Source organism: Paraglaciecola mesophila (genome assembly GCF_009906955.1).
GTDB classification, from domain to species: Bacteria; Pseudomonadota; Gammaproteobacteria; order Enterobacterales; family Alteromonadaceae; genus Paraglaciecola; species Paraglaciecola mesophila_A.
In genome coordinates, this window is the sequence record NZ_CP047656.1 from 3,580,384 (window position 1) to 3,604,693 (window position 24,310).

Sequence of the window (24,310 nt, forward strand, 5' to 3'; positions counted from 1 at the left end):
AAAATCATGATAACGGTTGTCGCCCTACAATTTATTGGGATTTTCTGCTTGTCATTGGCCATGGATAAACACGCGAAAGTAATATTGGGTAAGCATATAAATCAAGGCGTTAAAGTTGCAACGCGCATCTCGGGGTGGGGGAGTATAATTATATCTCTTGTTTGGCTTTTTATCTCTACCGAAAACATCCCTATTAGTATGGTTGATTGGTTGGCATATTTGTCGCTCAATATATTGATAACCGCGTTATTACATGTTTATTTCGCAAAACGTGTAGCGCATTAATAAATTACATACTTACTTACATTTAACCTGCCGTTAGCCGTGTATTTCCTGCCTTTCGTACATTTTTGCTAACAAGGGTTAACCCTACCTTAACCCTTTTTTTGCTACTATTTTCACCATTGTAGACAGTGACAACGCTGACTCGATTTTGCATCGACGTCACGTTTGTTTCTTTGTCTCGCGTTTTCAATTTACTACGAGGAATGCTTAATCATGAAATACGCAGCTTATATCGGGGGGCTCATATTCGTCTCGGTACTGTTAAGTGGATGTCAGAAGGAGGCCGCCCAGCCTCAAGCCACGAGAGTAACGGAAGTGGCGTTTGTTACGGTAACACCAACTGAGCATACAATGCAGACTAAGATGCAAGGTAGAGTGGTAGCGTCGCTAACAGCAGAGGTCCGCCCACAAGTAGGTGGGTTAGTACATCAGCGTTTGTTTACTGAGGGAAATTATGTAGAACAAGGCGAAGTGTTGTATCAAATCGAACCTGCTACTTTCCAAGCTGCACTCAATGAAGCTAAAGCGAATTTAAACAGTGCGGAAGCGAGCCTTGAAACGGCCAAGCTTAAAGATCAGCGTTACGCCAATTTATTAAAGTTTGAAGGAGTGTCACAGCAAGATGCAGACGACGCTCACGCAACCTACTTAGAAGCTAAAGCGGATATTGAGCGCTTTCAAGCGGCACTTGAAACGGCGCGTATTAATGTAGAGTTCACTAAGGTAACAGCACCTATTTCTGGTCAGATTGGTATTTCCACCGTTACCCCGGGGGCATTAGTGACGGCATCGCAAGAGACTGCACTTTCAACTATTCGCACCTTAGATCCTATCTTCGTAGATATGACGAAAAGCAGTACTGAGATTTTAAAACTTCGTCAATTGCTTGCAAAATCAGGAATCAAAAAAGGCTCAACTGAAGTTTCACTTATCCTTGAAGATGGCAGCGAATATGAATTAACAGGCCAGCTTAAAATGCAGGAAGTCGCGGTTGATGCATCCACGGGTGCAGTTACATTGCGTGCAGAGTTTCCGAATCCTGATGGGGTGTTACTGCCGGGCATGTTTGTGCGTGCGCAAATAAATGATGCAGTCGATGAGAACGCTATTTTGGTGCCCCAGCAAGGTATTTACCACAGTGCCGCGGGCGATGCTTATGCCTATGTGATTGATGAAAATAGCAAAGTTCAGTCCCGTAAAGTAACCACCTTGAATGCAGTGGAAAACCAATGGTTAATCAGCTCAGGATTAAAGGCGGGAGACAAGCTATTAGTGGAAGGTTCGAGCAAGGTCCGTCCTGGTAGCGAGGTAAACGCGGTTGAGGTGACCATGCAAAGTGACGGTAAGATGGTGAACGCTGAAATGCAATCAAACGACGATGCAGTTAAGCAAGGGGGCGTGTAAGTATGTTTGCTCGTTTCTTTATCGATCGTCCTGTTTTTGCATGGGTGATATCAATTATCATCATGTTGACGGGCATTGCTTCAATCATGTCGCTGCCAGTTGCCCAATACCCAACTGTTGCCCCTCCGGTTATCTCAGTCAGCACGACCTATACAGGGGCTGATGCTGAAACCGTTGAGAACAGTGTCACTCAAATATTAGAGCAACAGCTCACTGGACTAGACGGGTTATTGTACTTTTCTTCCTCAAGTACGTCTGATGGTTCAGCTTCTGTGAATGTAACGTTCGAAGAAGGAACTGATGCTGACTTTGCTCAAGTACAAGTACAGAATAAAGTGAGTCAAGTTGAGTCACGACTACCAGAGGCGGTGCAAACCCAAGGGGTAACAGTCACCAAATCAAATACAGACTTTTTATTGGTCACCGCGGTTTATGACACGAATGATCAAGCGACTGCATTTGATATTTCGGATTACATTTCTTCAAATATGCAAGACTCCTTGGCCCGTATAGAAGGGGTCGGAGATACGCGAGTATTTGGCTCACAGTACGCTATGCGTATCTGGCTTGACCCAACTAAACTCGCGGCTTACGAATTGATGCCATCAGATATTACCTCCGCTTTGGCCGCCCAAAACATTCAAGTACCAGCAGGTAAAATAGGTGCTATACCCGCACTTGATAATCAAGAACTCAATGCGACAGTGACCGCTCAGTCAATGCTTGAAACCCCAGACCAGTTTCGTGCGATTATCTTGAAATCTGATGCGAGCGGGGCAAGTGTGCGTCTAGGTGATGTTGCACGCGTTGAGATCGGTAGTGAAAGTTATAGCGCTATTCCCCGCTTGAACGGACACCCAGCGTCGGGGATTGCGGTTATGTTGTCTCCTGGGGCCAATGCACTTGATACCGCCACGCGAGTCAAAGATAAAGTCGCTGAACTTGCCAGTAACTTACCTGAAGGATACGAAGTCACGTTTCCTCGCGATAGCACTGATTTTATTAAGATTTCAATCAGTGAAGTGGTGCAAACGTTAGCTGAAGCGGTCGTGTTGGTCGTGTTGGTTATGTGGCTATTTTTACAGAACTGGCGCGCCACGATAATCCCTGCCATTGCGGTACCCGTCGTACTGTTAGGGACATTTGGAGTATTGTCAGCATTTGGCTTTTCAATCAATACCTTAACCATGTTCGGTATTGTGTTATCTATCGGCTTGCTGGTGGATGACGCCATTGTGGTGGTTGAAAACGTTGAGCGCCTGATGCGTGAGAAAAACCTTTCTCCTCGCGATGCTACTATTGAATCTATGTCAGAGATCAGCGGGGCTTTGATCGGCATCGCTGTGGTGTTATCGGCGGTGTTTTTGCCGATGGCCTTTTTTGGTGGCTCAACAGGGGTTATTTATAAGCAATTTTCGATTGCTATTGTTTCCTCCATGACATTGTCTGTGATCGTGGCGTTGACCTTAAGCCCGACTTTGTGTGCAAGTTTCTTGACCAATAAAAAGCACAGTACTGAAGGTAAAGGCTTTTTTGCGCGCTTCAATCGTATGTTTGACAGAGTAACGGCGTCATATACCGGCCGTGTTGGCAAGGTCATTACCCGTAAGGTGCGTTGGGCCCTAGGCTATGGTGTGATTATTGTGGTACTGGGGTTGTTGGTGGTACGTATGCCAACAGGTTTCTTACCGCAAGAAGACCAAGGCAGCGTTATGTTTCAAATAAACTTGCCTGTTGGTGCATCTATATCTAGAACGCGAGCTGTGTCAGAGCAAGTTGAAGCGTATTTGCTTGAACAAGAGTCTGACATTATTCAACGCGTGTTTAGCATCTCAGGCTTTAATTTCTCGGGCAGCGGACAAAACGCGGGTTTAGGCTTTGTGTCATTAACGCCATGGGATGACAGAGCCGAGGCGGAGCAAAGTGCCGACGCGCTCATTGGACGTATGAACAAGAACTTATCGACAGTGCGCGATGCGAGCATATTTGCTTTGTCTCAACCGGTGATTCAAGGCCTAGGCCAAAGTAACGGCTTTACCTTTGAATTGCAGGCTGCACCTGGCACCAGTCGAGATGAACTAACGGCTCTTAAAGACGAATTTATGGCCAAAGCGGGTCAAAGTGAATTGCTTATGGGAGTGCGAGAGGGGGCATTAAGTAGCACGCCTCAACTAAAAATAGACATAGATTACGACAAAGCGACTTCCCTTGGGTTATCTCTGGCTGATGTGTCTAATACCTTAACAGCGGCTTGGGCTGGTTCCTACGTGAATGATTTTATTGACGATGGTCGAGTGAAAAAAGTGTACATCGAAAGTGAAGCTCAGTATCGCTCAAAACCTGAGGACTTGAATGATTGGTTTGTGCGTGGGCAAAACGCCGACGGTGAAACTACCATGACCCCTTTTTCTGCGTTTAGTACCTCGTCATGGTCTAGTGCGCCGCAAAGTCTATCGCGTTTTAACGGTATTGCCTCTTATGAGATACAAGGTTCAGCTGCAAGTGGCGTGAGCTCAGGCCAAGCTATGGCTGAGTTAGAACGTCTAGTTCAAGAAGTTGGCCAAGGTAAATTGAGCTATGCTTGGAGTGGCTTGTCGTATCAAGAAAAGCTATCAAGTGGTCAATCGACTATGCTTTATGGGATCTCGATTTTGGTAGTATTTCTAGCCCTTGCAGCACTTTATGAAAGCTGGTCTGTGCCTCTATCCGTTATTCTTGTTATTCCTTTAGGGGTCGTTGGGGCGGCATTGGCAACCACGCTGCGAGGGTTAGAAAACGACATATATTTTCAGGTCGCCTTATTGACGACCATAGGACTTGCCTCTAAGAATGCCATATTGATCGTAGAGTTTGCAGAGGCATCTTATCAAAAAGGCATGTCGTTAGTGGGCTCTGCAGTCGAAGCTGCAAAGCTGCGTTTGCGACCTATTATCATGACATCATTGGCCTTTATGTTCGGTATTTTACCTTTAGCCATTTCATCTGGTGCTGGTGCAAACAGCCGAATTTCAATCGGAACCGGTATTTTAGGTGGCACGATAACCGCTACGATTTTAGGCATTTTCTTCGTGCCTTTATTCTTCGTGATTATTCGCGGTATTTTCCCTAAACGACGTCCCGTTTACGACGATGCACCAAAGAAGTTGGAGAACGCCCGTGACTAAATTCAAGATGAATATACTGTTCATTGCAGGGGCGTTAACACTTGCTGGTTGTAGCACTTTGGCCCCTGATTATGCTCGAACTGAACTGCCAGTACCCAATTCGTGGCAAGATCAACCAGATGCGCAAAGTAAAGGACTTTCCTCTGAGTTTGCTCAGCAAGTTCCATGGCAAGAATTTATTAAAGATCAGCGCTTAGCCCAGCTCATAGAGCTGGCGCTGAATAGTAATCGTAGTTTGCGAGAAACGTTGGCAGATGTTGAGTCTGCAAGAGCGACTTATCGTATTCAACGCGCAGATTTGTTTCCTCAAATTGATGCAAGCTTAAGTGGCAATCGTACTAAAGCATCTAGCGGTGACATCTCAACAAGCTATGAAGCCGAAGCAGGATTAAGTGGCTATGAAATTGATTTGTTTGGTAAAAATCGCAGTTTAACGCAAGCTCAAATGGAGACCTATCTGGCCAGTGCCGACACTGCTAAAGCCGCACAGATCACGCTTGTTGGTGAAATTGCGAATGCGTGGTTAACACTTGCCGCCGACAGCAACTTACTCAGTTTGGCTAAGGAAACAGCGGCGAACGCGCAAAAAACCATGGACATCACCAATAAGCGCTTAGAGTTAGGGGTGGATTCAAGAATTGATGTTGCCAGCGCAGAAACGATTTACCAGACAGCACGGTCCGACATTGCGAGTTTTACCACGCAAGTCAGTCAAGATAAAAACGCCTTGCGCTTATTGGTTGGCGAGCAATTTGAAGATAGTTTGTTAGCGGGGGCATTACCTCAAAGTGAGCGCCTCATCAACGACGTGCCCGCAGGCCTATCGTCGTCGGTTTTGCTTGCGCGCCCAGATGTATTAGCCGCCGAGCACGATTTGAAATCTGCCAATGCCAATATCGGCGCTGCAAGAGCGGCGTTTTTCCCAACTGTATCTTTAACGGCAACAGGGGGCTTAGCCAGTTCTGTTTTGTCAGATATCTTTAGTGGTGGTGCCAGTTCAATATGGACACTCGCGCCTACTATTTCAGTACCCATCTTTAATGCGGGTGAAAATGAGGCCAATCTAGCCTATAGCAAAGCACAACAGGAAAAGTTCTTAGCGGCTTATGAATACGCTATTCAAAGTGCGTTTTCTGAGGTTGCTGACGCGTTAGCTCGGCGTGCGACGATTCATGAGCAGCTTGAGGCACAAGAAGCACTCGTTGCCGCATCGACACGCAGCTATGAATTATCATTGGCGCGCTATAAAAATGGGGTTGATAGCTTTCAAAATGCGTTAGAGGCTCAGCGTACTATGTACAGCGCTAAACAATCGTTAATTAGTACCCAGCAGACCGACTTAGCCAATCGCATAAATTTATATCGTGTATTAGGCGGCGGTTTGGCTGATACGTCGAATGAGAATATGACCACTGCAGTGACCGCAGAAGAAGGCTAGACCTTTACCTGATGTTGCTGGTAAATGGTGGCGATGAGCTCTCAACGCTCATCGCCGCTTAACCGCGTAACAACTTCTGCTGCTTATATCTAACGTTGTCCGCTGATGGCTTTTTGTGGCTGACGGCTCTTTTTAGCTGACGGCTCTTTTTAGCTGACGGCTCTTTTTAGCGGATGGCTCTACCTAACTGAGTGCTCTTATGGCCGCGCGTTATAGTTAAAAAGTACACAAGGCGCTGGCATTAATGTCGTGAAAAAGAGTGCCAATTTTCCTTACTAAGGGGAATTCGCTTACCGAACACATTTTATTAATCCTGCAGAATCCCTGGTTTGCAGCTGATTTAGTCGTCTTTCTGTCATAAAGCAGTGGATTGTGAAAGTTTTATAACAGTTTTGCGATGTAACATTTCTGTCTTTCAATTCATCTAGCCTTTCCTTCGAATTATTTAGTCGTTCAAACTGCTTAGTTTTGAATAAGCAATTCAACCTGCCGTTAATTTATGAGAATAAAGATGAAAAATATATCGAAGATAACCCGTTCAATAGGTGTTGTATGTTTGATAGCAGGCCTAAGTGCCTGTGAGGATGACAAAATAGTTGAAGTGGAAGTGCCTGTCGAAGTCCCAGTCAGTGTCAACCCAGATCATAAGCTATTGAGTGATCCGTTCTTGCAAATGCCCTCTGAAGATTCGGTGAATGTTGTATGGTTTACCAATTTTGAAGGTGCCGAACATACCCTGACCTATGGTGATAAAACGACGTCAGAGGTCACTACCACTATGTTAACGCGTATGATGGAAGATGCGTCGTCCCAGCAATTTGGTCAAACCTACGAGAGCGTGATCTATCGCCCCGTATACCGCCATGAGGCAACCGCTACAGAGCTAACTCAAGGCGAGCGCGTGGCATATTCTGTTGCCAGTAAAGATAGCGACGGCTTCGAGTTTGCCAGTGAACAATTTACTTTGGCCCCTGAGCCAGCTAAAGACCAAGCGTTGATGATTTTACTTACCTCGGATTTACAGTCGAAAAAGAACGTTGTGGCGAACTATCAAAAAGTGGTTGAAACCGTTGGTACGCCTGACGCCGTGTTGTTTGCGGGTGACTTCGTTAATGTACCTGACCGCGCGTCAGAATGGTTTGATCAAGCAAAAGATAATGCGCCTGGTTTTTTTCCTGCGCTACAGGGGCACTATCAAAAATACCTACCTGGCTTTCCTTATAACGGTGGTGAGATCCTCCAGCATGCCCCCTTATTCGGTACCATAGGTAACCATGAGGTTATGGGGCGTTATGCACCAGACGATGAGAACTACAGCTTAAATGGTAGCTTTAATGATCCGCAACCTAAGTGGTACGCAGAGGTCGCTTACGAGCAAGTGAAAGCCGAGGTTAACCCAACTGATGATGAAGAAATCAAAGCACAGTGGATTGCTGATAATTCTAACAACCAGCAAAGCTTCTTAGATATCTTCTCGTTTCCTGATGATGGGCAAGGTGGTGAGGAATACTTTGCTACATCTTTTGGTGATGTGTTTATCATCTCTATGAACGTTTCCAGAATATGGCGTTCGTGGAGTGTGTCTGGTGCTAATAAGTCAAAGTTCGTCGAGGGCTTAAGTACGTTGCAAGACCCATCACAATGGGGATTCGGTGAGTTTTTGTTTGAACGTTTTGACAAGGACTCAGATCAATATGCATGGCTAGAAAGTGTGTTGCAAAGTGATGACTTTAAGAATGCAAAATACAAAGTTGTCATGGCTCACCAAGGCGTGTTTGGCTTAGGGGATAATACCGTTCCTGTACTTTCACAACCCGTCATGCAATTGGTTGAAACCGATAGCGAAGGCGTTGAAACGATCACCGAACTAACCTTTCCGCTAACAAACGAGACGTGGACTGACACAGTAGAGCCTTTACTTAGCAATGTAAGTGAAGTGCGTTATCAATACCCATTGGCGCAAGACGTGTGGCTAAATGATATTGAGCCCCTGCTCCTTGAGAATGATGTTGACTTGGTACATATCGGTCATTCGCATCTGTGGAATCGCGCACAGGTTGAAGGCATGCACTATTTGGAAAGCTCTAACGTGGGAAATTCGTATGGGGCTTATTACGTGGATACGACAGGCGCATACACCAATGATGTTCGTGCAAGTTATGCTGATTTCTGGGCCGATGTAAACTCAGATACACCACGTTGGTCCATCGAAAATTATCCGCCAAATGGCGATCCGCAAGGGCGCACTATGAGCTTCCCAAGCGTATTTAGCCCGATGGATTACGAGAATGAAAATTACCCTAACTTGCCGTTTGTGACGAGCAATACACTATCGGTATTTTCCGTTATGGATACGGGTTCAGGAACGGTAAAAAGTTATGTATTTGATCCCTCAGATTTGGACTCTGAAGTGCAATTATTTGATGAGTTCTCTTTAGAGTAATACTTAGCTAAATCGTCACGGATGCAAAAGGTAAGGTGACGCTATAAATTTATTTAGCTGGCAGTAGCACCGAATACCAAGCCGCTTCAATAAGTGCTCACTTATTCACGTGGAATGGCATAACAGGGCGCTACTGCTTTTTTTATCAATAAATCACGTTAAATCTTTATTGAGTGGTTAATTATTTATTGAGATTAATATAAAACGCATTAGTGGCAATGGTACGACAAGCTTGGTAATCGCATTGAGTGATAGACATTTAATGCAGAATTACTAATATACAAGATGAAGAGCTAGGATGCTGTGTCTCGTATACCCCGTGTATTGATTCTTTTCTTTCTTAAAAACGAAAACAACGACGATATAAACTGGCCAAGTAAAGTTAAGTAAGGTTATTCACTGTGCTTTCAATGTGTCAGCTATTTATCATTTGATTTCAAATGGGTTAGATTGGCAATTGGTAATAGAGTGCATATGAACGGAAAACATAATAGTCACTTTGCGTCTTTTTTTGCGTCATCACGGCCAGTTAATAAGCGGTTGCGATACGCTCCTCAAAAATTAAACATTAGATTTATAATCCCCATTTTTATGGCATATGCGCTAAGCGTATTCCCTGCATACAGCCAAGAGGCTAGCGCGAACAGCGCTATTAGCTTGAGCGAGTCTGGCGCCTCATGGTATGCCAAAGGCGAATACAACAAAGCGATAGAGTATTTTCAACAAGCTCTCGAAGAAGATATGCAAAACTTCGGTGAGGAACATCCAAATGTGGCTACCACCCACAATAATTTAGCCTTGGCTTGGAAAGCGAAAGGCCAATACAATAAAGCGATTGCATATTACGAGCGAGCGCTTGCCAGTAGCCTAAAGCACTATGGTGAAGGGCATCAAGAAATTGCGTTAATTCGCAGTAACTTAGGGTTGGTATGGCATGCGAAAGGCCAATACGATAAAGCGATTCAATATTTTGAATTGGCACTTGCTACTAGCAAAGACAACCTTGCTGAAGATCATGGATTTGTTGCTACCTTACGCAGTAACATAGGGCTGGTTTTTCAAGCAAAAGGCGATTACGACAAAGCCATTCAATATTATACCTTAGCCCTTGAAGATGGCATTGAGTCCTATGGAGAGGATCATCCTTCGGTGGCAATTCGGCGCAGTAATTTGGGTAGCGCCTGGGAAGCAAAAGGCCATTATGAAAAAGCGATCGCGTACTATGAGTTAGCCTTAGCTAGCGGCATACGTCAGTTAGGAGAAAACCACCCCACTGTCGCCACCAGACGCAATAAACTTGGTAATGTATGGCAAACTCAGGGCCAGTATGGCAAAGCCATCGAGTATTATTCTTTGGCACTATCGAGCAGCCTAAACTCAGTGGGTAAAAATCACCCCTTTGTCGCGGTTATGCTTAATAGCTTGGGTAGTGCGTGGCAAGCTAAAGGCGAATATGACAAAGCGATTGAGCAGTACAACAAAGCGTTAGAGATTAATATTTCGACTTTTGGTGATAGCCATCCCGATGTAGCGAACACGCGTCGCTTATTAGGCAACGCTTGGCAGAGTAAAGGCCAGTATGCAAAGTCTTTTGATTATTACGAGCAAGCGCTTACCAGCGACATTAACACCTTTGATCAAGGTCACCCTAACATTGCCGCTACCCGTCAGCGACTCGGTAGTTTGTTGCAGGTAAAAGGCCAATACGATGACGCCATTGCGTTATATGAGCAGGCGCTCAATAGTAGTTTATCCACTTTTGGAGAAAATCATCCTGATGTAGCCAGTATCCGCCGACTCCTTGGTAGTGCATGGCAAGAAAAAGGGCGCTATAACAAAGCCCTTGCATACTATCAACAAGCCCTTGCCAGTGAGACAGAAATCTTTGGTGAAGCGCATCCTAATATTGCTGTTACTGAAATGCTATTAGGTAGCCTGTGGGAAGTAAAAGGCCAGTATGACAAGGCCATTGGTTATTATGATAAGGCGCTGACGAGTCAACTTTTAAAATTTGGCGACGCTCATCCTAAAGTCGCTCACGCGCGAAGACAACTTGGTCGGGCCTGGCAGGAAAAAGGTCAATATGATAAAGCCTTGAAGTATTATGAACAGGCATTAAGCAGTGACATAAAAACATACACCAACCAGCACCCTGATGTGGCGATAACCCAGCGTCTACTTGGTAGCTTATGGCAGGCAAAAGGTCTGTACGACAAAGCAATCGAGTTTTATCAGTCGGCATTGGATAATAGCCTACGGACATTTAACGACAGCCATCCTGAGGTTGCCAATACACGCAGGCGTTTGGGCAGTGTTTGGCAAGAGATAGGCGAGTATGAAAAAGCGTTAGCTTTTTATCAGCAAGCGTTAGAGAGCGACCTTAAAACCTTCTCTGAACATCATCCCGATATCGCGATAACGCATCGATTACTCGGCAGTTTATGGCAAATGCAAGGGCAGTACGCGAAAGCTATCGAGTATTATTCTTTGTCATTGAACGAAGGTTTGGCGACATTTGGTGAAGATCATCCAGAAATTACCAAAACGCGCAATCATTTGGGCAGCGCATGGCAAGCACAAGGCCGCTACGAAGAAGCGAATGAATATTATCAACTGGCGTTACAAGGCGCTCAGCATTCTTTTGGCGAGCAACATCCTGTTATCGCTTCTACGCAAAGTCATATCGGCAGTCTGTGGTTGGCAAAAGGCCAATACGAAAAAGCCCAGTTATTTTATCAACAGGCTCTTAGCAGTAACCTGTTGACCTTAGGTGATGCGCATCCTGACGTAGCTGAAATACGCAGTAGTCTAGGGCGAATTTTCAAGGGCAAGGGCCAGTACAAGAAAGCCATTGAATATTACGAGTTGGCGCTAGACAGTGGGATCAGCACGTTCGGTGAAGATCACCCGTCGGTGGCTATCCGGCGCAGCAATTTAGCCAGCTTATGGTCTGCCCAAGGGCAGTATGACAAGGCAATTGAATATTACCAGTTAGCGCTAGCGAGTGGCATAAAAATGTTTGGGAAAGACCACCCCGCTGTTGCTATCAGGCAGAGTAATCTGGGCAGTGCTTGGGAGTCACTTGGGGATTACGACAAAGCGATTACTTATTATGAATTGGCGCTTGAAGGGGGGATTAAACACTTTGGCCAAGACCATCCAGCGGTGGCCAAAAGGCGCAGTAACTTAGGTAGTGTATTCAAGATGTTAGGTGAGTACGATAAGGCAATAGCAAACTACGAATTAGCCCTTGAAAGTGGAATTCGCTTGTTTGGTAACGAGCACCCCTCAGTGGCGCTGCGGCAAAATAACTTGGGCAGTTCGTGGCAGGCCAAAGGGGATTATAATCAAGCGATTGAGTACTATGAACAGGCATTGTCTACTTACGTAGCAACGTTTGGCGAAAACCACCCTAACGTCGCCGCCACTCGTAGTAACCTCGGTAGTGCTTGGCATGCTAAAGGCAATTTCAATAAAGCGATTAACTACTATGAATTAGCTTTAGAAAGTGGGCGCAATTATTTTGGTGAAGCGCATCCTTCCGTCGCCACTACGCAAGCGAATTTAGGCAGTGCATGGCAGGCCAAGGGGCAGTATAAAAAAGCACTTAAATATTATGAATCGGCGTTGACCGTCGGTATTACTATTTTTGGCGATGATCACCCTTTTGTGGTGACTACGCGTCATAATATCAACAACGCAAGAGAAGCTCGCTGGCAATGAACATTAACCGGCACGGGCCGGTTAATGTCAGCAAAAGAACAGTTGCTGTTTACAAGTCAAAACCCCTTGTTTAAAAGCGTTTTCGCACCGTAATGCCAAATGTGGCTGGGTCTGACACGTAAGCGTTCATTTTTCCTTCTTGTAATGGCGTATTAAAGTTAACGTGATTGATATATTCTTCATCCAAGACATTGCGCCCCCAGAAAATTACATCCATATCGTAACTCGCAAAGTTCATGAAAAAGCGTAGGTTTAGCAGATTGTAGTGATCTTGCACGGCATAAGGGTCGTTGCTCGCATCTAGTACGATATCCCCTGTGTAGGAGTACTCAGCAACTAAATACGCATCTACGTTATCGCTGATAGTGAAATCTTTTTTAACTTTGAGCATGGCAAAATCTTCTGGCTCACCCGCAGGCCGGCCTCCTGAACGGTCACAATATGGATTGGGTGCATCAGGGTCTGTACTTTGCTGTCCGGGGTCGTTTATACCTGTGTGCCACGTGAAGGCAATCCAGCAGTTACCGCGCATGAAGTTATCGTACTCGGCATTGACTCTGGCATACACAAAGTCGACTTCAAGTGTCTCAGTAGGTAGCCATTTTAACTCTAATTCTAGACCAGAGGTTTGGTAATCGCCGGCATTTTGTAGATTAAAGCCAGTGCCAATAAACGTGTTTTCTTGTATGTCATCTACTTGGGTAGAGTGGGCAGCGATATTGATCCGTAAATCCTGCGCGGGGAAATCTTTCTTCAAACCTATCTCAACCGCTTTAGACTTTTCAGCTCCAAAAACAGGATCGAAACCATCAGCTATTCTATCGGTATTTGTACCGCCGGATTTATACCCTGTACCGTATGATGCATAAAATAGTGTGTGTCTATCCGGTGTGTAACTGAGCTTAATTGTCCCCGTGACTTGATCATCATCTAGATCGTCTGAAATATTCGAACGCGCTGCGGTAATTGCCCCAAGGGGATTAAAGCCCCACCCTACCTGTTGAAAGGGGGCGAGGGCGGCAAGAGCTGTTTGTCCGCTTGCACTTGTGATATCAATCGTGTTTGCTTGAATCCCCGCCAGTACGTTGCCAGCTAGGCCAGAGCCGTAAAGCAGTGTGCCTGGTACCAGCGATGCTGGGTTGGTAGGGTCACCTACTGAGGTAAAAAATGTTGGAAACTCTGCTGAGTTTGGCAAGCTTTCAGTAAATACAGTAGACAAGTCTTTGCTCTCACCCGTGTAGCGCAGGCCTGCGGTTAAGATGACTTTTTGGGTAAGCTGATAATCTACTTGGCCAAAAATCGCATAACTTTCGTGCTCTTGCTTGGCGTAATGGTCAAAGCTTGATGACGCGGGAGCAGGGGCTGCCGATGGCGCGACCAGACCGTTGGACGCAACACTTAGTGCATCAATGCCCGCGAGCAAGTCATCAAATGCGCCTTGGCCAAAGCCCAGTAAGTAAAAGTCATTAAATTGCTCACCTGTGTACAGGCTATAATCGAGATCTAAATCTTGTCTAAAGTAATAAGCGCCTAAAATTGCCGACATTTTATCACCGCTATAATCCAGTCGAATTTCTTGCGAAAAGGACTGTTGCTCAGCGTCGTTTTGGGTGCCAAACAAGTGTGCGTCAGTAAAGTCACTGTCAATATTGTCGAACGAATCAAAGCGCCGATACGCGGAAATGGAAACGAAAGAGACCTGATCATCGATATCCCAATTTAACTCGGCTGAAATACCACTGTCTTCAACCTTTGACTCAGGCAAAAATGACAGGGCAACTTTATTGGCAAAAAAGTCACTATCGTCAAATATCGTTGCGTTAAAGGGGGATTGAGACAGCAGGCTATCGGTACCAAATTTACCTGCTATATCATTGGCTTGTGCGTTACTTATTTGCGTTGGGGCCGCGCAACAAATTTCGTCAATTTCTGAGTAATCAGCAATGATACGAAGTGAAATATGATCGCTGGGGGTATACAAGGCTTGCAGGCGAGCTCCCCAGCGGTCTCTGTCATTTAATACATCACTGGCGTTGTTCACGTCACTTACGAAACCATCGCGCTGACTACCAAAGCCCGTTGCGCGAAATGCCAACACGTCGTCGATTGCTGAGAACGATGTCGCAGCCGAATAGTTAACTAAGCCATAATTACCAATTGTGCCTTCGATGAAGTCATTTGAATTTTGATGACTGGGAGCAACAGTACGAATGAGTATTGCACCCGAAGGTGTGTTTTTGCCAAATAAGGTACCTTGAGGGCCACGCAGTACCTCTATGGCTTCTATATCAACCAAGTTGTTGACCATGGCGCTTTGGCGAGCGCGATAAATGCCATCAACATACAAGCCTACGGATGGATCTAACCCGAAGTTTTGTGATGACGTACCAATTCCCCGAATCGAAAAGCTGGTATTAGTCACATTCTGGGTTTGAAAAGCAGATGAGGCTGGCACCAGCCCAGCAACATCAAAAATATCTTTGAGTACGGCTTGCTCTAGTTGCTTACCAGAAAAGGCACTGACAGAAACAGGCACCGTCTGCATACTTTGTTTGCGCTTTTGCGCTTCAACCGTGATGGTTTCTAAACGCAGGGTTTCAACTTCTTCTTCTATTTCTTGTGCGCTGACAATAGGGATGGGAAAACCTAAGGTGAGTGAAATACAAACAGCGATCGGGGTTTTGTTAAATCTAGATGAGGCGGATGTGTCCATGTGTGCGTGTCCTTTTTTAGGGCGTTTTTATCCATGTCCGTTAGGGTTATCCGGTTAACATGTGCACAACTAGAGAAATGTTGACCAGTATTTGCTTTTTATCGTATTTTAGTCCTCGCTTTAAAATCATGAGGATAGAGCAACTATAGCCGTCGAAAAATAGCTGCGCCAATGGTTTTTAACAGGAATTTCGGCATTCATTTGAAACGAACTAAGTACTAGAGAATATAACTTACCTTGGTGCCAAGGTAGTGCTACCTCTTTTGACACGAGTGTGATTATGCACGGTTTGTTTCGAACCATTGAAGTGTGCTTTGTTTCGACAAAGTCGGTTTAGGCTGTGCCAAGGGCGTAGATTAAACCTGTATAATATGCCCATGGGGAAGATAGTTTTCGTATAAATAGTGTAAGATATGTGCACTATAGCAAGCTGTTGTTATTCTGCAGTTTTTCGAGTGGAACCAGTATTGGTGAGACAATACGTTTTTTTCTTTTACTGAGATGATTGCAGAGCAATATCTTGAAACCAATAATAAAGTTACCGACTTATGATCTATTGTCTGTTTTTAATCTATGAGCCTGTTAATCTTGATAAATCTTTATTGCGTCTGAACCGACTTCTGACGCTGGGCGGGCGAAAAGCGCAAATCATTGTGATTAATAATGGGCCTCAACGTCAGCAAGTGAGTCGAGAGAATGTTGAAGTCATTCAAGGGGACAACCGCTGTTTCGAGTTTTCAGGTTGGGAAGCCGGTAAGCAATATATAGAGAAACATTATTGTTTGAAATCGGACGATACATTTTGTTTCGTGAACGATACCTTTGATAAGAACCACTATTTTTCGTGGTTAACTGTGTTGCTTTACCATAGAAAATTGAAACAAGCGATTAAGCAATATCAAGGCTTTATATTGGGACGAGTAGATACGCGCAATATCGCGTATAAGGTCGATCATTTAGCGTTCACCGACTGGGTTTCATCTTACTTTTTTATTGTGGATTACACTGCATATCAAGCATTGGTTTTCACGAATCCTCGACTGACTGATGCGGTTACAGAAGTGACAGATGAATCCATTAATTTTGATAGTTCTGTGGTCGATAGCGCGATGCAGGAACATATCAATGGCTGGCTTAGACCCGAAGGAAAAGGCTGGTATCGTGCTCATACGAGTAACAATGACGTGATTAAAAATAAAAGTATCGCTATTTTGCATGAGAAATATCTAAGTGCGATGTTAATAGCGAAAGACATCGCCCTTGTTCATGTGTACCGCGGGCGTTTTGGCAGAATAGTTCGTAAGTTTGACAAACGAATACAGGATTACCGCGTAGCTAAGCAAAGCTAAGTGCACTTTTGCAGCTCGAGCCGGTTATATCTGACTTTCCTTTACTTAGCTTTCCACCTGATCGGCTAGCATTCTGCAGATACCTAGCTAACCCATTGTTTTATTTCATGTAAAAATTGTCATACTGGCAACCTCTGTTGTATGGTCAATTAACTTTACTGCCGTAAGATGTACTCATGATTGATTTTTCTAAAAAGCTAACCAGTGCTCGACTTCACAACACCAGAAAAAGAGAGTCGATTAAGTCTATTCTGTTTGACTTTGAAAGTGACCGTGGGCGTATTATTAATTCTGCGGCTGTCCGCAGACTGCAGCAAAAAACCCAAGTATTTCCATTGGAGCGAAATGCCGCTGTTCGAAGCCGCTTAACCCACTCACTTGAAGTTCAGCAAGTGGGCCGTTTCATTGTTCAAAGCATCTTTAATAAGTTGGATCCCGCCAAACAGATGGAATTTAACTTAGCCGAATTTGAGCGGCATTTAGAAAGCGTAGTGGAAATGGCGTGCCTGATGCACGATATTGGCAACCCGCCTTTTGGGCATTTCGGTGAGCAGGCGATTAATGACTGGTTTACACTCAACTTGAGAGATTCATTTCCGCCAACGCCAGAAGGTGAATTTGATTTCGATCCTGCTTTGCAGCGAGATATATGCAACTTTGAAGGTAATGCCCAAGCAGTTAGGCTGATACACTCCTTATTGCAGTTAAATCTTACTTTCAGCCAGGTCGCGGGGATACTTAAGTACACCCGATGTGCCACCGATATCAAGCCAGATAAAACTCATAAACTCAGTTATTTACAGAAAAAAGCAGGGTTCTATTTCAGCGAAAAAGAATATGTTGAAACCTTGTGTCAAACCTTAGAGATGGAAGTGGGACATCGTCATCCAGCCTCTTATATTATGGAAGCCGCTGATGATATTTCTTATTGTATCGCTGACCTAGAAGATGCGGTGGAAAAAGGCATTTTGGGGATTGAAAAGCTGCAATCATCCTTGTGTGAAGAGTTTTTATTGCTGCTCAACATGTTTGGCCTCGATACCAGTAAAAATGCGATGCAAAGTATAACGGAAAAAGCCTATAAGGCTGCTCAAGCTGATGATATCTCTAAAGACAGTCAATTCTTTATTTCCCTTAGAGTGGGTGTACTTCACCCCTTGGTCAATCATGCTGTGGAGCGTTTTATTACTAACATAGAGCCGATTTTTCACGGCTCGTTTAATCAAGCATTATTAGAAGACAGAAGCGCAGCCCATGCTCTTTCCGAATCGTTTAAAAAGGTGGCGCTTAAATATGCCTTTTGCAACAAAGAAGTAGAAGCACGAGAGCTACAAGGCTATAAGATCATCAGTGGATTACTTGATTGCTATCAGCCTTTGCTCAAGTTGACTAAAGCGCAATTTACCCAAGTGTATCAGCAGGCAAAAGAGGCGCCACTGTTGGCGAAAAGACTGGTGAAAAAGCTGCCTGGTAAGCACCTCAGAGCGTATCTGCATAGCATTCAAAAACACGACAGTGATGAACTAGAATTTTACTATCGCTGTCGTCTGCTGCAAGATTACATTAGCGGCATGACGGACCAGTATGCCTATGATGAGTATCGCGCACTCATGGTGGTGGACTAGCGCGGCTAAAGCATTCGGATTATCTAACGAAAACAAACCCGCTTAACGCTACTGACGATTTTCTGTTATTTAACGCGCACTTTGCCACCAATAACTTTTAGCGCAGGAGTGCCTCGCACGAGTGTGTCTCTGGCAAAGACCGTTTTGCATTCAGGACAGACGCCTTCAATCACGGTGAAGTCTTTGCTTATCCTTTCTTTAAAGCATTTTATCAAAGCGCCTTTGCCACCTTTTTTATAGCGAAAAAGTTGCTGTTGGCAGTTGGTGCAGAAAATATCGACGCTTTTCGTAGGGGCTTTAGAATTTGGTTTTGCCACAATGTCCTATGGTATTAATGCGTTAGTTCTTTAAATCGTATTACAGTGTAGAGATATCAAAACAAAATGTTAATGATTAATACCAATTCCATTACCTTCAGTGCGACCTTTGAAAACTGGTTTTCGCTCGTTTATATAGTGGTAAGCTTTTGGGCGATGAGGCTAAGAGACTATGTGAAAAGTTGGAATGAATGTTAAATGAAGTATCTTGTTTTTTTTATTGTGAGTTTTGCTTGTTTTGCTAGTGCAAATGCAAAAGAACGATTGGTTTTTTCAACCGCGGTAAACAGTGGGCTTCCGCCAATGGTGTGTTCTGAGGTCATGCGCCTTGCCCTGAGTCGCATCAACATTGATATGTCACTAAATGCGAAATCTTCAGAACGTTCAATACTCAGTGCTAGCAAGGGGGAAACCGATGGTGAAACCGCCAGGGTAAATGGGTTGAACGCTAAATATCCTGACTTGTTTCAAACAAGCGTGTCGTGTTATGCCCATGACGTCAACTTGTATACCCTTGCAGGCAATGAGTTTAAGGTTGATGGTTGGCAAAGCATACCGCCTAACAAAGTTATCGGATATCGCAAAGGCACACACTACATTGAGCAAGCAGCAACACAGCACGATATTTCGATTTACCCGCTTGAGACAAATCAACAAATTTTTAAGTTAATAAGTGTCGGCAAAATAGATATGATGATAGCGACAGAGCAAATTATGGGCTCAAAAGTAATGCTCAACGGGTCGGCTGAACTTGTCATCTTACGCCCTGCTCTAGAAAGACACGGTTTTTATTCTTATATTCACAAGAAGCACCTCGCCATTTTACCCCAGATTAACCAGCAGCTAACGCGTATGAAAACTTCTGGTGAATTGGATTCCGTTCAGCACAAAGTCGCTAATGCCTTTTTGAACAAAAAAGTAAAATAAGTTGTTACTGATTTTTTAAGCCATTTTTCCATTGGCTATAAGCCTGCTTTGTTTTTATTGCTGATAGTCGTCAGTTAAATTGGTGTCATTCCTAGCCAAAAATTAATTGCCAAATATCTGGGCTTCGCTCCTTATGATAACGCTTCCTTAGGACGGCTACCTTTTTCAGATGTGCCTTAGCCGCTTTGATATCCTTGCTTTCTATGCTCGCGTGCGCTAAATCAAGTTGCGTTTGCACTTTGTCTAAACCTTGATGCAATACCTTATGGTGCTTTTTGTCAAATTGCACCTGTTGCACCGATGCCACTAAGTGTTGAAATTTTTCTACCAGGGTGAGCATCGCGCTAGGATCAGTTGACTGCATGGCTTGTTTGTAGGTGAGTGCCATTGACTTCATGGTCGCCTCAACATCAGTGCTGGGAGCGACTGCGTGCAAAGGGGCATTAACAGGTGATTGGGCATAAGTATGGTGGCTTAGCAGTAGGGGGGCAAACACAATACAAAGTGTAAGGCGGCGCATCAATATCGTCATTTTTTACTCATGTGTTGTAGAACGCGCGCAGTCTAGCATAAAAGCGCGACATCTTAGCGTGGTAGACACTCAGTAACGCAAAGAGCCTATTGCCCAAGTCATAGCAAATCCATCAGAACACCGCCTATGCTATCCATTGCTTTTTGTGTTTAAACCAAAGGGGATAACGCCACTGCGAGTAACAGGAATACTGCCCCATAACCCTTTACTGGTGAATATTTTGGCATCGATTTCATAGGCGAGTGTCTGAGGTTTATTATTCATGATATCGAGCAGAACGCGGCCAGAGTTAAACAGGTTGGCTGTCACGTCTACGTCAAAGGTATTATCACTTAAGGGGGCAAGTACAAACTGTTGATTGCTAACCCCAGTGGCAACCTGTACGCCGCGTAAATTTAGTTTGAAATTCATACCATCTACCGGGAAAGAGATATTATTCGGGTTGGTCACGCGAAAAGTAAGACGAAAACGTTGCTCAAAACCTTGTGCTGGCAACATACTCAAGTTAGTTAATTGTAACTCTGGCTTCTCAAAATCAGGGGTAAGGGTGGCGCAAGAGGAAAGCAGCACGGCAAGTATTATTAATAGGAATACACGTAGTGTACTTATTACGACAGGTGCTCGACGGTTTGACTGCATATCTCGGAATCCCTATTTAAACTTCTATGCTAGAAGAGGGTACATCATCCCCGCAGGAAGTAGGCTAGTCAAACGTTATAAGTTGCGAATATTTATGGGGCTGGCTTCTTACGGACTTTAGATATCAACAACCATGTTGATATCGCTAAATATCTCTTTAAAGGTTACACACTGGCATGATGTTTAAAAAATTACAGGTGTTCCTTAAATGTTTATCTATCCACTTAATCAGCAGATTTTCCCAAATAGCCGTTTCAAAAACTACCAGTGATATACCCCCATAATTCACTTTTATAACGTCGCCATAAATTCTTTATTTTTAAAAAATATCAATAATTTCATATTCTTGTATCGATTTTGTTGGTCATTTACACTTTGTTTACATATTATGTTTTAACTGATTTTTTGTAGTTTTAATTTGCAATATCACGTGTCGTGAAGCGTCAATAAAACATGGCAGGTTTCACTTATTTTTAAGGAAGTAATTATGTCGACTGAAGATTTGAATGATTTGCGTATGTCTGATGATGTGCGCCCGCTTTATCTGGCTGTAAAGAAGCACATTGAAGAAAATGTTATCCCGATCCAAGAAGAATTTTACTCAATTGGCGAGAAGCTTGCCGATCGTTGGAGCTATTCTGATCGCCAAATGGAATTATTGGAAGGGGCGAAAAACAAAGCCAAAGAAGCGGGCCTGTGGAATTTCTTTCTGCCTGATGCTGAAACAGGCCAAGGCTTAACTAACCTTGATTACGCCTATATTGCGGTTGAACTGGGTAAAGCCCCACTCGCTTCTGAAACGTTAAACTGTTCAGCCCCTGACACAGGCAATATGGAAGTGCTAGAGCGTGTAGGTACACCTGAGCAAAAAGAAAAATGGCTACAGCCGTTACTCCGCGGCGAAATCCGTTCATGCTTTGGTATGACAGAACCCAATGTTGCTTCTTCCGATGCGAAAAACATTTCAACATTGGCGGTTGAAGATGGCGATGACTGGGTGATTAACGGAGAGAAATACTATATTTCTGGCGCTGGTGACCCACGTTGTAAAGTGATGATCTGCATGGTGAAAAGTAGCCCAGATGCCCCTGCACACAAACAACAGTCGCAAATTCTTGTGCCATTAGACACACCTGGCGTCACGATTGTTGGCCCAATGCATGTATTTGGGCACGATCACGCGCCACACGGGCACATGCACATCAAACTTGAAAACGTACGCGTACCAAAAACCAATATGTTGTTAGGCGAAGGGCGTGGTTTTGAGATATCACAAGTACGTTTAGGGCCCGGGCGTATTCACCATTGCATGCGTTCAATTGGTCAAGCCGAAGAGGCATTGCAACTTGCCCTTGAGCGCTCCACTTCAAGAGAAGCATTCGGTAAAAAGATATATCAATTGGGTAAAAATGTAGAAGTTATCTCAAAGATGCGGATCGACATTGAAGCCATGCGAATGATGGTGCTTAAAGCCGCTAAAGCTATGGATGTGTTAGGTAACCAAGAAGCCCGCATTTGGATCCACATGATCAAAGCGATGGTGCCTGAGCGAGTCTGCGAAATTATCGACCAATCCATGCAAATGCATGGTGCTACGGGGATTTCGCAGTGGTCGCCGCTTTCTGCTATGTACGCAGGACAGCGTACCTTGCGTTATGCTGATGGCCCAGATGAAGTTCATCATATGGTGGTAGGTCGAAATGAAGTACGTGAATACGAGCGCAACAAAAGTTAATACTTTTTTTGTATGTATACAACGTCAACTAGGGCCGCAGAATTTGGCCCTTATTTTTCTATTCGAGGGCTTTGCTTTAGGAGAGCTAAAGCGAGTAAATACAGCATTGCTAAACAATGTATAGCTGATGCCTTAGCAGCAGCGAGTAAGGAAAACATCCATGACAGCGACGCACTAGAAGCGCTAATCATTAGTGCTATTGCAAAGATAACCGAAACCGCTGGCGCCGAGCGTATCGCTGAGATTATTCACTACGAACTGCGTAATTTATCAGGCGCGCTGGACAAGGATTTTCTGCGAGCCAGATAGCACTCCACCTCAGGGAGCTTAGCTGCAGTTGAATCATTTATCGGCGGAATGCCGCGAAGAGGCATCGCCGCCTTTGCTTATCACTAATGAACGTATCTCCGTTCACAAGAGTAATTTGTCAGGTATGAGTTAAGGTTTACATGATCTGGTTCTTTTAGTCTTCATCGGGTTCATTTTGTAGCATTTTTACATCATCAATGTAGTAAGTTCCTAAGCCTAATGAGTAGTCTAAGGGATCGGTGGGGGCGAAACTCAAATATAGGCTTAGGCGGTCAATAGTGGTATCGGAGGGCAGGTCGCCAGTCGCAGAAAGGCCGCCAAAAAGGAGACTGTATTTTTGAGTGTTAAGATTTATCACAACCAACCCAGAGTGAGGCAAGTCCTCACGTATATATCCTATATGTCTTTCAGGTCCATTTTGGTCTCTTACATTCACGCTTGTCCAACCCTCGCCGGGTCCATCAGGTGTGCGATAAATGCGTAAACCGACGAGCGAATAGACATAGTGGATGTAAGCTGTACTATAAACGGCAATGGAAAGTGCTTGAGATGAGCGATCACCTGGGTGCTCAATGACACCGCCCCAAAAAACGTTATAAATGCCATCTGGCTCCGCAGTAGGTCGTGCATGAAAGCCCAAGTGAGGGCCTATTGCTTGTACACTCGTTGCGTGAAACAGACGCAATATGTTGTCGCCAGCCTCACCATTGATGTCTGCAATGACTTTTAGTGGAGCCAGCGATGCTGAACTATTAGCAGTGCTACCAGACCACGTGATTTCATCACCAATAGGATCGCCAGTAAGCGTTAGATCGGGGAGGTTACCCGTAGCGTCATTATCAAAATTAGCTAACAGTATCCGTTGTGAAGAGCAGCCTGATAGCAATAGCAAAATCAATATATTTAAAAGCAAAAAGGTGATAACAGTTGGTTTTTTCATATTAGTCTTCCTTGTACGCGTTGCAAAATGAGCAATATCGACATCCAGTAATATTGCGTGTGAGTACAGTTAAGGTTAATAAGTAATCTAAATTTCGCAACGTTCATCGAGTAAAAAATTATCATGGATTCGCTCCGAACTATCTTCGCAGTTCAGATTTAGTTAAAAGATGCGAACGGAGTACCGCGCTGTATTAATAACATCGAATGGGCAAAAACGATAAAAGGACTTCGTGGCGTTTACTACCAGCCCTTAAATCACGGGTAAAGCAATGACTTAGCTGACTTTTTAATGGAGCACCTAGGAGATACTAATTTGCCAAACGGGCGTTGATTAGCGTATGAGCTCAGTAATAGTACTCTGCATGACCTTTGCCCATACTCGGTATTGTTTACTGGTGAAATGCAAAAATCCCGCATAATGGTGTCTAGAACCAATCTGTCGTCGCTTAAAAACACCTGACCTATGTTTAATCAGAACACATTATTATTGTCGGCGAAGTGATGTACTTAATCATTGATGGCATTCACGCTTTTTCGTATGGGCGCATTTTTACGTTTGCTGGGAGGGAAGGTAGCGAATAAAGTATTTTGCTATTAGGTAAAATACGTTGTACCTCATTTAGAATAGCCTTGACTCTAACTGCGGAGTCTTGGGTAAATGCCACCTCAAGCTCACCAGTTATGTAGCGTAAGCCCTCACACATCAAGATGTTATCTCGCTACTATATTATAGCGGCATTTCCTTCTTCAAAACCCGTCAAAGAT

16 protein-coding genes are annotated in these 24,310 nt (G+C 44.3%); 11 read left to right on the forward strand and 5 right to left on the reverse strand.

Annotated elements, in window-relative coordinates:
- Positions 1-6: 6 nt before the first annotated feature.
- The 6 genes from FX988_RS21890 (at position 7) to FX988_RS15410 (ending at position 12,457) form a co-directional block, all read left to right on the forward strand.
- A complete protein-coding gene (locus tag FX988_RS21890; RefSeq protein WP_160181015.1) occupies positions 7-285 on the forward strand; it encodes a DUF3325 domain-containing protein in 279 nt (92 codons plus the stop codon).
- 213 nt (positions 286-498) lie between these two features.
- Positions 499-1,689, forward strand: a complete 1,191-nt coding sequence (locus FX988_RS15390; protein WP_160181016.1) for an efflux RND transporter periplasmic adaptor subunit — start codon at positions 499-501, stop codon at positions 1,687-1,689.
- A 2-nt stretch (positions 1,690-1,691) separates the two neighbouring features.
- Positions 1,692-4,853: an efflux RND transporter permease subunit gene (locus FX988_RS15395; RefSeq protein WP_160181017.1), complete on the forward strand. Its 3,162-nt coding sequence runs from the start codon at positions 1,692-1,694 to the stop codon at positions 4,851-4,853.
- A 7-nt stretch (positions 4,854-4,860) separates the two neighbouring features.
- Positions 4,861-6,291, forward strand: coding sequence for an efflux transporter outer membrane subunit (locus FX988_RS15400; protein WP_160182200.1), 1,431 nt, complete (start codon positions 4,861-4,863; stop codon positions 6,289-6,291).
- 511 nt (positions 6,292-6,802) lie between these two features.
- The gene (locus tag FX988_RS15405; protein ID WP_160181018.1) at positions 6,803-8,734 is read left to right on the forward strand and encodes a fibronectin type III domain-containing protein; all 1,932 of its coding nucleotides are present in this window, start codon (positions 6,803-6,805) and stop codon (positions 8,732-8,734) included.
- Between the two features lie 591 nt (positions 8,735-9,325).
- Positions 9,326-12,457 (forward strand): tetratricopeptide repeat protein, encoded by a 3,132-nt coding sequence (locus tag FX988_RS15410; protein ID WP_254700631.1) that lies wholly within the window; start codon positions 9,326-9,328, stop codon positions 12,455-12,457.
- Between the two features lie 70 nt (positions 12,458-12,527).
- Here FX988_RS15410 and FX988_RS15415 read toward each other — a convergent pair whose 3' ends face one another.
- On the reverse strand, positions 12,528-15,170 hold the full coding sequence (locus tag FX988_RS15415) for a TonB-dependent receptor (protein ID WP_160181020.1): 2,643 nt from the start codon (positions 15,168-15,170) through the stop codon (positions 12,528-12,530).
- A 548-nt stretch (positions 15,171-15,718) separates the two neighbouring features.
- Here FX988_RS15415 and FX988_RS15420 point away from each other — a divergent pair.
- A complete protein-coding gene (locus FX988_RS15420) occupies positions 15,719-16,519 on the forward strand; it encodes a hypothetical protein (protein WP_254700632.1) in 801 nt (266 codons plus the stop codon).
- Between the two features lie 176 nt (positions 16,520-16,695).
- Positions 16,696-18,144, forward strand: coding sequence for a dGTPase (gene dgt / locus FX988_RS15425; RefSeq protein ID WP_160181021.1), 1,449 nt, complete (start codon positions 16,696-16,698; stop codon positions 18,142-18,144).
- A 65-nt stretch (positions 18,145-18,209) separates the two neighbouring features.
- On the opposite strand, the gene FX988_RS15430 is transcribed toward dgt, so the two are convergent.
- Positions 18,210-18,461 carry a hypothetical protein gene (locus FX988_RS15430; RefSeq protein ID WP_160181022.1) on the reverse strand — a complete coding sequence of 84 codons (252 nt, stop codon included), beginning with the start codon at positions 18,459-18,461 and terminating at the stop codon, positions 18,210-18,212.
- 198 nt (positions 18,462-18,659) lie between these two features.
- Here FX988_RS15430 and FX988_RS15435 point away from each other — a divergent pair, with 198 nt between their 5' ends.
- Entirely contained in the window at positions 18,660-19,388 is a 729-nt protein-coding gene (locus FX988_RS15435; protein WP_160181023.1) for a substrate-binding periplasmic protein, read from the forward strand.
- Between the two features lie 91 nt (positions 19,389-19,479).
- On the opposite strand, the gene FX988_RS15440 is transcribed toward FX988_RS15435, so the two are convergent.
- Entirely contained in the window at positions 19,480-19,920 is a 441-nt protein-coding gene (locus tag FX988_RS15440; protein ID WP_160181024.1) for a cytochrome b562, read from the reverse strand.
- Between the two features lie 129 nt (positions 19,921-20,049).
- Positions 20,050-20,559 (reverse strand): LEA type 2 family protein, encoded by a 510-nt coding sequence (locus FX988_RS15445; RefSeq protein WP_160181025.1) that lies wholly within the window; start codon positions 20,557-20,559, stop codon positions 20,050-20,052.
- 487 nt (positions 20,560-21,046) lie between these two features.
- Here FX988_RS15445 and FX988_RS15450 point away from each other — a divergent pair, with 487 nt between their 5' ends.
- Together FX988_RS15450 and FX988_RS15455 are read left to right on the forward strand one after the other, a co-directional pair.
- A complete protein-coding gene (locus FX988_RS15450) occupies positions 21,047-22,294 on the forward strand; it encodes an acyl-CoA dehydrogenase family protein (RefSeq protein ID WP_160181026.1) in 1,248 nt (415 codons plus the stop codon).
- Positions 22,295-22,306: 12 nt separating this feature from the next.
- Entirely contained in the window at positions 22,307-22,603 is a 297-nt protein-coding gene (locus FX988_RS15455; RefSeq protein WP_254700633.1) for a hypothetical protein, read from the forward strand.
- A gap of 154 nt (positions 22,604-22,757) precedes the next feature.
- Here the strand turns inward: FX988_RS15455 and FX988_RS15460 are convergent, their stop codons facing one another.
- On the reverse strand, positions 22,758-23,543 hold the full coding sequence (locus FX988_RS15460; protein WP_160181027.1) for a hypothetical protein: 786 nt from the start codon (positions 23,541-23,543) through the stop codon (positions 22,758-22,760).
- Positions 23,544-24,310 lie beyond the last annotated feature (767 nt).